The sequence below is a fragment of the Novipirellula sp. genome, assembly GCF_041583735.1.
Lineage (GTDB): Bacteria > Planctomycetota > Planctomycetia > Pirellulales > Pirellulaceae > Novipirellula.
The window spans coordinates 1-5,765 of sequence record NZ_JBFHFD010000562.1; the positions used below are offsets into that span (position 1 = coordinate 1).

Annotated in this window: 4 protein-coding genes; 3 read left to right on the top strand and 1 reads right to left on the bottom strand. The window is 55.8% G+C overall.

Annotated elements, in window-relative coordinates:
- A partial coding sequence (locus tag ABX962_RS28310) for an alginate export family protein (protein WP_372724489.1) occupies positions 1-1,109 on the bottom strand: 1,109 nt, incomplete at its 3' end.
- Positions 1,110-1,204: 95 nt separating this feature from the next.
- Between ABX962_RS28310 and ABX962_RS28315 the strand changes: the two genes are divergently transcribed.
- The 3 genes from ABX962_RS28315 to ABX962_RS28325 all read left to right on the top strand — a co-directional run.
- A complete protein-coding gene (locus ABX962_RS28315) occupies positions 1,205-3,436 on the top strand; it encodes a methyl-accepting chemotaxis protein (RefSeq protein ID WP_372724491.1) in 2,232 nt (743 codons plus the stop codon).
- Between the two features lie 243 nt (positions 3,437-3,679).
- Positions 3,680-4,564, top strand: a complete 885-nt coding sequence (locus ABX962_RS28320; RefSeq protein WP_372724493.1) for a hypothetical protein — start codon at positions 3,680-3,682, stop codon at positions 4,562-4,564.
- 2 nt (positions 4,565-4,566) lie between these two features.
- A partial coding sequence (locus ABX962_RS28325; RefSeq protein WP_372724495.1) for a DUF1549 domain-containing protein occupies positions 4,567-5,765 on the top strand: 1,199 nt, incomplete at its 3' end.

A 5,765-nucleotide genomic window follows, 5' to 3' on the forward strand; every position in this document is an offset into this window, starting at 1 on the left:
GTTCCGTGAACGCCGTCGTTCAAATCGTCATCGCCTGATGCCCAATCGTAGAACAGCCAAGTGGGCGGTTTCAGGGGCAATCGTTCAAACGTGCGTCCGAGACCGACGGTGGCAAAGCCAGCCGATTGACGCGAACTCGAGAAACTTCCGAACTGGTAGCCTCCTTCGAGTTCAAACTGCACGTCGCCGTCGCTACGCAGAACGCGACCACCGATCGTGTGGACATCAAAACCACCAGGAACTCCGGCAAAGGTTTGCACGAGTTCATCTTCTTCGGTCATTCCAAAGTAATAAAGGTCGTGTCGTGCCGTGTCGGTTTTCGTCGTACCAAAGACTCCATAGAACTGGCGGCTTTGGTCGGGGCTGTCAAAGTTGGTATCGTCGGGCCGATGCTGTCTCGGATCGATTGGACGTACCCAGAAGGCATCGACGCGCGCGGAATCGAACTTCCACCAACTCCGCACCCCATCGTGCGTCAGCGGTGTGTTCCGCCATGGACGGCTGGCGACAAGCCGTTGCGATCCATAGTGCATTTCTTGGCGTCCGAAACGCAACCACCATTCCTGATCGTCACCAGTGCTTAACAGTCGCGCATCCACGGCAAGCATTTGCATATCGAAACGGTTGACTTCGCTGCCCCGCGGCGGCAAATCTTCGCCATCGCTGGTCGCATCGATCGCTTGCCCAAAGACACGCCAGTCGTCTCCGATGTGAACGTCCGCGAACAACAATGTTTGCGACAGAGTGAATTCGTCACTGGCACCGGTCAATCGGCGACCGCCGCGAAGATTGTTTTCGTTGTGATACCGAGAACGGAATCGACCGCCCAAATCGATTGTAACATCGCTGATGGGACGCAGTCGCTTCAGCCGCTCGCCCAGGAAGTGTCCTTGGTACGAGGGATCGTCAAGGTAGCTGAAATCGTTATCGATGAAGCTCTGCTTGTAGGCGGCTCTGGCGACCTCGGCATCATCGGCACGCGTTGATGAAATCACCAACATCGGGATGGTGATCGCGAAGAACAATACGCGGAGCTGGGGATATCGATTGGCGTTCATATCGCCAAAGATCGGACCACTACATGCCTTAAGCACAAGGAAAACACGCATTCGGGGGCCATAGTCATCCGTTCAACGAGGTAGTTGAATTACAATCGGAGTAATCAAAATCATCAAACGTCGCGATTTTCTTCCGGGTACCCGACATGCGTATCGTCCATCAATTGCTGATTGCAACGATCCTGCCGACGATTTTGATTTGGTTGGTAGGCATCTACGCGACCAGTGTCAGCGAAACGAGTTTGCGCCGCGCCATCGAAGCGAACTCGGTCACCCGCGCTCAAGAAGTCATGGACGAAGTCGATTGGATCATCCAAACTCGCGCGACAACGTGGCAGGCCTATCTGCAAACCGATTTAGTGCGTCAGTCGCTGCGGCAATCCAATGACGAGATGATGCAGATGGATGATCCAGCGAGGCTGGTTGAACAACGTGACCAGCAGTGGCGAGCCACCCCCGTACACGAAACGATCCCGTTGATGCAGCAGGTCATGATCAATGATCTGGCCCGCGATTTCAATGTTTGGCTGCGTCAGTTGGAAAAATCAGCGGGGCATGCTGTTTTCGGCGAGGTGTTTATCACCAACCGATTTGGTGCCAATGTGGCCCAAACCAACCGCACCTCGGACTACCGCCAAGACGACGAGTCATGGTGGCAAATGGCAAGGGAAAACGGATTGCATATCGAAGACGTCAGCTTCGACGAGAGCGCAGGAATCTACTCGGTCGACATTTGTTTGAAGGCGGTCGACGAAGACGGCGAATTCTTGGGCGTGATGAAAGCCGTTTTGAATATTCAAGAATTGATTGAGATTGTCGACAAATACAAGCGAAACAGCCAAACCGACGGGTATCTGTTGCTGTTCGATCGAGACCACAGCGTGATTCGCGAGGCGGGAGAAAATTCAACGGGGCTGCGAGACGGCAGTGAGTACTTTCGAGACGTCGACTTCAATCAAAACGAAAACGCGTTTGTTGCCAATCTAACCAACGTTCGAGACGGGGAAGAGTTGTTAGGCGCATTTGCCGTGTCCCGCGGACCCGGTGACTTTGCTGGGATGGGCTGGGTTGTATTGGAAGCACGAAAGACTTCGGAAGTTTTTGCTCCGATCAAACGACTACGCAACCAGATCATCTTGCTTGCGTTTGCAGCGACGCTGCTGGTCATCGTCGCGGGATGGCTAATCGCACGATCGGTCACCCGCCCAATTGATGAATTGCTCCGAGGCGCTCATCGCATCGGTCAAGGTGAACTCGAATACCGAATTCCTGCAGCCGGTCAGAATGAAGTCGCCAAGTTGAGTGCGGGGTTCAATCAGATGGCAAGAAACCTACAATCAATGGTGGACGACCTGAAAACCAAAGAGGAAAAGCTAACCGAGCAAAACGAACGATTGGAATCACAGCGTTTGACCCTTGCATCGCAAGAAGAAATGTTGAAGGCACAACGTGAGCGGAATACGCTTTTCGAAGCGATCGCAGATACCGTTGGACGCCTCAACGCAACCAGCGATGACATTCTATCAACGACGTCAAAACAGGCTCGCGGATCGCACGACCAAGCCGCTGCTGTCTCGGAAGCCGCAAGCACGATGAACGAGATCTCGAGCATTGCGCACGACACCGCAGGACGAGCCAAGGGGATGGTCGACGAAGCTAAGCACGTCGAAGCGACTGCCGAAACAGGTCGTGAAGCGATGGTAAAATCGATCGAAGCATTGGAGTCCGTCCGAAGGCAAGTCGAAGAAACGGCATCCCACATCATCTCGCTTGCCGAACGGGCTCAGGCGATTGGTGAAATCACTTCGACAGTCGACGATATCGCCGATCAAACCAACGTCTTGGCGCTCAACGCCGCCGTGGAAGCCGCTCGAACTGGCGAACACGGCAAGGGATTTGCTGTCGTGGCTGCCGAGATTAAACGGTTGGCTCAGCAATCGATGCAATCCACACGCGAGGTGCGGGGCATTCTATCAGAGATTCTTCAGGCCATCCGCAAAGCCGTGGAATCGTCCGAGCAAGAAACGGTGGTCGTTGCCGAAGCCCGGCAGGTCGCTCAGCAAACCGGCGATTTGGTTCAAACGTTGTTAGAAACGATCTCGGCGTCCGCGTTGACGGCAAAGCAGATCGCAGCCGCAGCAACACGACAGGCAACCGGTACGGTCGAGCTCGACAAAACGATGCAGGACATGGAACGGATGACGGCCGACCACGCAGCGGCGCTGAAAGAAATCGAACAATCGGCGATGAACTTGACCGAATTGAGCACCGAATTGGCGGAGCTGACGTCGGAATCCGCAAACGGGCAAACTTCAAAAACAGGCAACGCTTTGCGGTCGGTAAGCTTGGACCACGACGTGACCACCTTTCCAAAGTAACTTCCCTCTTGGGCAACCTCGAAACAGCAGCAGGCGACTCACTCGGGCGCGGCACGTCGGACAAAGACTCTCGCCATGAATCTCCGTGCCCCCAATCCCGCCGTCTGACGTCGCGGGCCTTTTGAGGCGAGGCTGGCCGATGCCAAAAGCCCCGCGCTGGCAAAATTTCGATTCCCCTAAGCTCGCGTGGGGTTGATATCATGAGCGAATCTCAACTTCACGCACCTTGCGAGGCGAGTCCCCATGATGCAAACGATCTTTCGAGCGACCGTGGTCACGCTTTTCCTTACCGCGGTCGCGGTCGCGGACGAACCGCTCTTTTCGGGGCCTCAGGTTGGCGAGGAACTCCGGCCCTTCGAGGCTATCGCAGCCTTTGGCGACACCGCCGCAGTCAATGCCATTGACGGCACAAGCGATTCGCCGATCCTAGTCGTCTTCGTCCATCAGATCACGCGTCCTTCGGTTGGTCTGATGCGTTTGCTGATGGAGTTTGCGGCTAGCAAAGAACCATCTGGATTAACGTCGCGGCTGGTCTTCCTTACCGACGACGTCACTGAAACCACCGCCTTCCTCAAACGAGCGCGTCATGCGCTGCCGCGAAGTGCCACGCCTTTGATTTCGACCGAAGGAATTGAGGGGCCCGGTGCGTATGGTCTAAATCGAAAGGTGACCCTAACGGTACTTGTTGGATCAAAGGGCCTCGTGACAGCTAACTTTGCTCTGGTACAACCAAGCGTGCAGGCCGACGCGACAAAAATCGGTCACGAGATCATCAAGGTCTTGGGCGGCACCGAAGCACCGACTCTGCAGCAGATGGGGTACAAAGAACCTCGGATGGCGATGAATCGTGCGGGACAGCAACCCGAACAAGAGGCCGTCTATCGCCAAAAGATGGCACCCGTCATCCGAAAGGATGCCACCAAGGAAGAGGTTGCTGAGGCGGCGACCGATGTCGAAGATTTCGCCGCCAAGAATCGCTGGTTCCGCCAACGGGTTTACCAAGCGTCTCGTCTTATCACCGAGGGGCCTCGGCTAAAAGAATACGGGACATCCGAAGCGCAAGCGTATCTGAAGAAATGGGCAAAGGAATTCGCGCCGATCGAAGACGAACCGGCTGAAAAAGAATAATCATGCGAACGATCTGCTTCATCGTGTGCACCAGTTTGCTCTGTGCTGCGGCCAGTCCTGCCGAGGAGATCGACTTTGATACCGACGTGGTGCCACTGCTTTCCAAGGCAGGCTGTAACGCGGCTAGCTGTCATGGCAGTGCAGCGGGTCAGGCAGGTTTTCGCTTGTCGCTTTTCGGAGGCGATCCCGAATTCGACTACCGATCGATCGTAAACGAACTGGAAGGACGCCGCGTCAACTACGTGGCGCCACGAAGAAGTCTGTTACTGACAAAACCGACGGGACAATTGGATCACGGTGGCGGCGAGGTGTTGGAATCAAATTCCGAAGCCGCTGCGGTGATAGCGGAATGGATCGCAGCGGGTGCGGCACGAAAGAAGCTGCGACGACTGGATCGGCTGATCGTCACCCCGACTTCGTTCGCCGCGACCTCGATTCCGGCAGAGCTGCAAATCAAGGTGACGGCGGTTTTTAGCGATGGGTTACGGCGTGACATGACCGAAACGGCCATCTACGTCAGCCAAGACGACTCGGCACTCGTTGTCGATGAGGCTGGCGCAGCGACAGTGAAACTCAGCGGACAGCATGCCGTAACCGTCCGGTACTGCGACCAAGTAACCTCCTTATTAGTCACGTCCCCTATTGGATCAGAGATCCCCACTTTCCCCGACTCGGCCCGCGGGAATTGGATCGACGACGAAATCAACGCAAAACTTCTCGCTCTTCGACTGGCACCCGCCAAACCCTGCAGCGATCTCGAGTTTTTGCGGCGTGCATCATTCGATCTTACCGGTCGCTTGCCCTCCGCCACGTTGGTACAGCACGTTGCGACTGCCTCCGCTCCCATCAATCGAGCGGAGTTGATCGACGAATTGCTGAGTTCGGACGAGTTCACGGACTACTGGACGCATCGCTTGGCGATTCAGCTCCGCTTACAAAAACCGGGCACCGACACTCTGGCGGCCAACGCCTTTTACCGTTGGTTGCACGAACAGGTTGCCGCCGACGCGAGTTGGGACTCGATCGCCAACTCACTCGTCCTTTCGCAAGGGGACTCCCGCGAGACGGGGGCGGCTACGGTGCATCGCTATTTCGCAACCGCCCGCGAGGAAGCCGAGTACATGAGCGAAGTGCTGATGGGAGTGCGGCTTCGCTGCGCAAACTGTCACAATCATCCACTCGATCGCTGGACGCAGGATGA

Coding starts and splice junctions, on each gene's coding strand:
- ABX962_RS28320 (WP_372724493.1), top strand. CDS start 3,680: ATGATGCAAACGATCTTTCGAGCGACCGTGGTCACGCTTTTCCTTACC.
- ABX962_RS28315 (WP_372724491.1), top strand. CDS start 1,205: ATGCGTATCGTCCATCAATTGCTGATTGCAACGATCCTGCCGACGATT.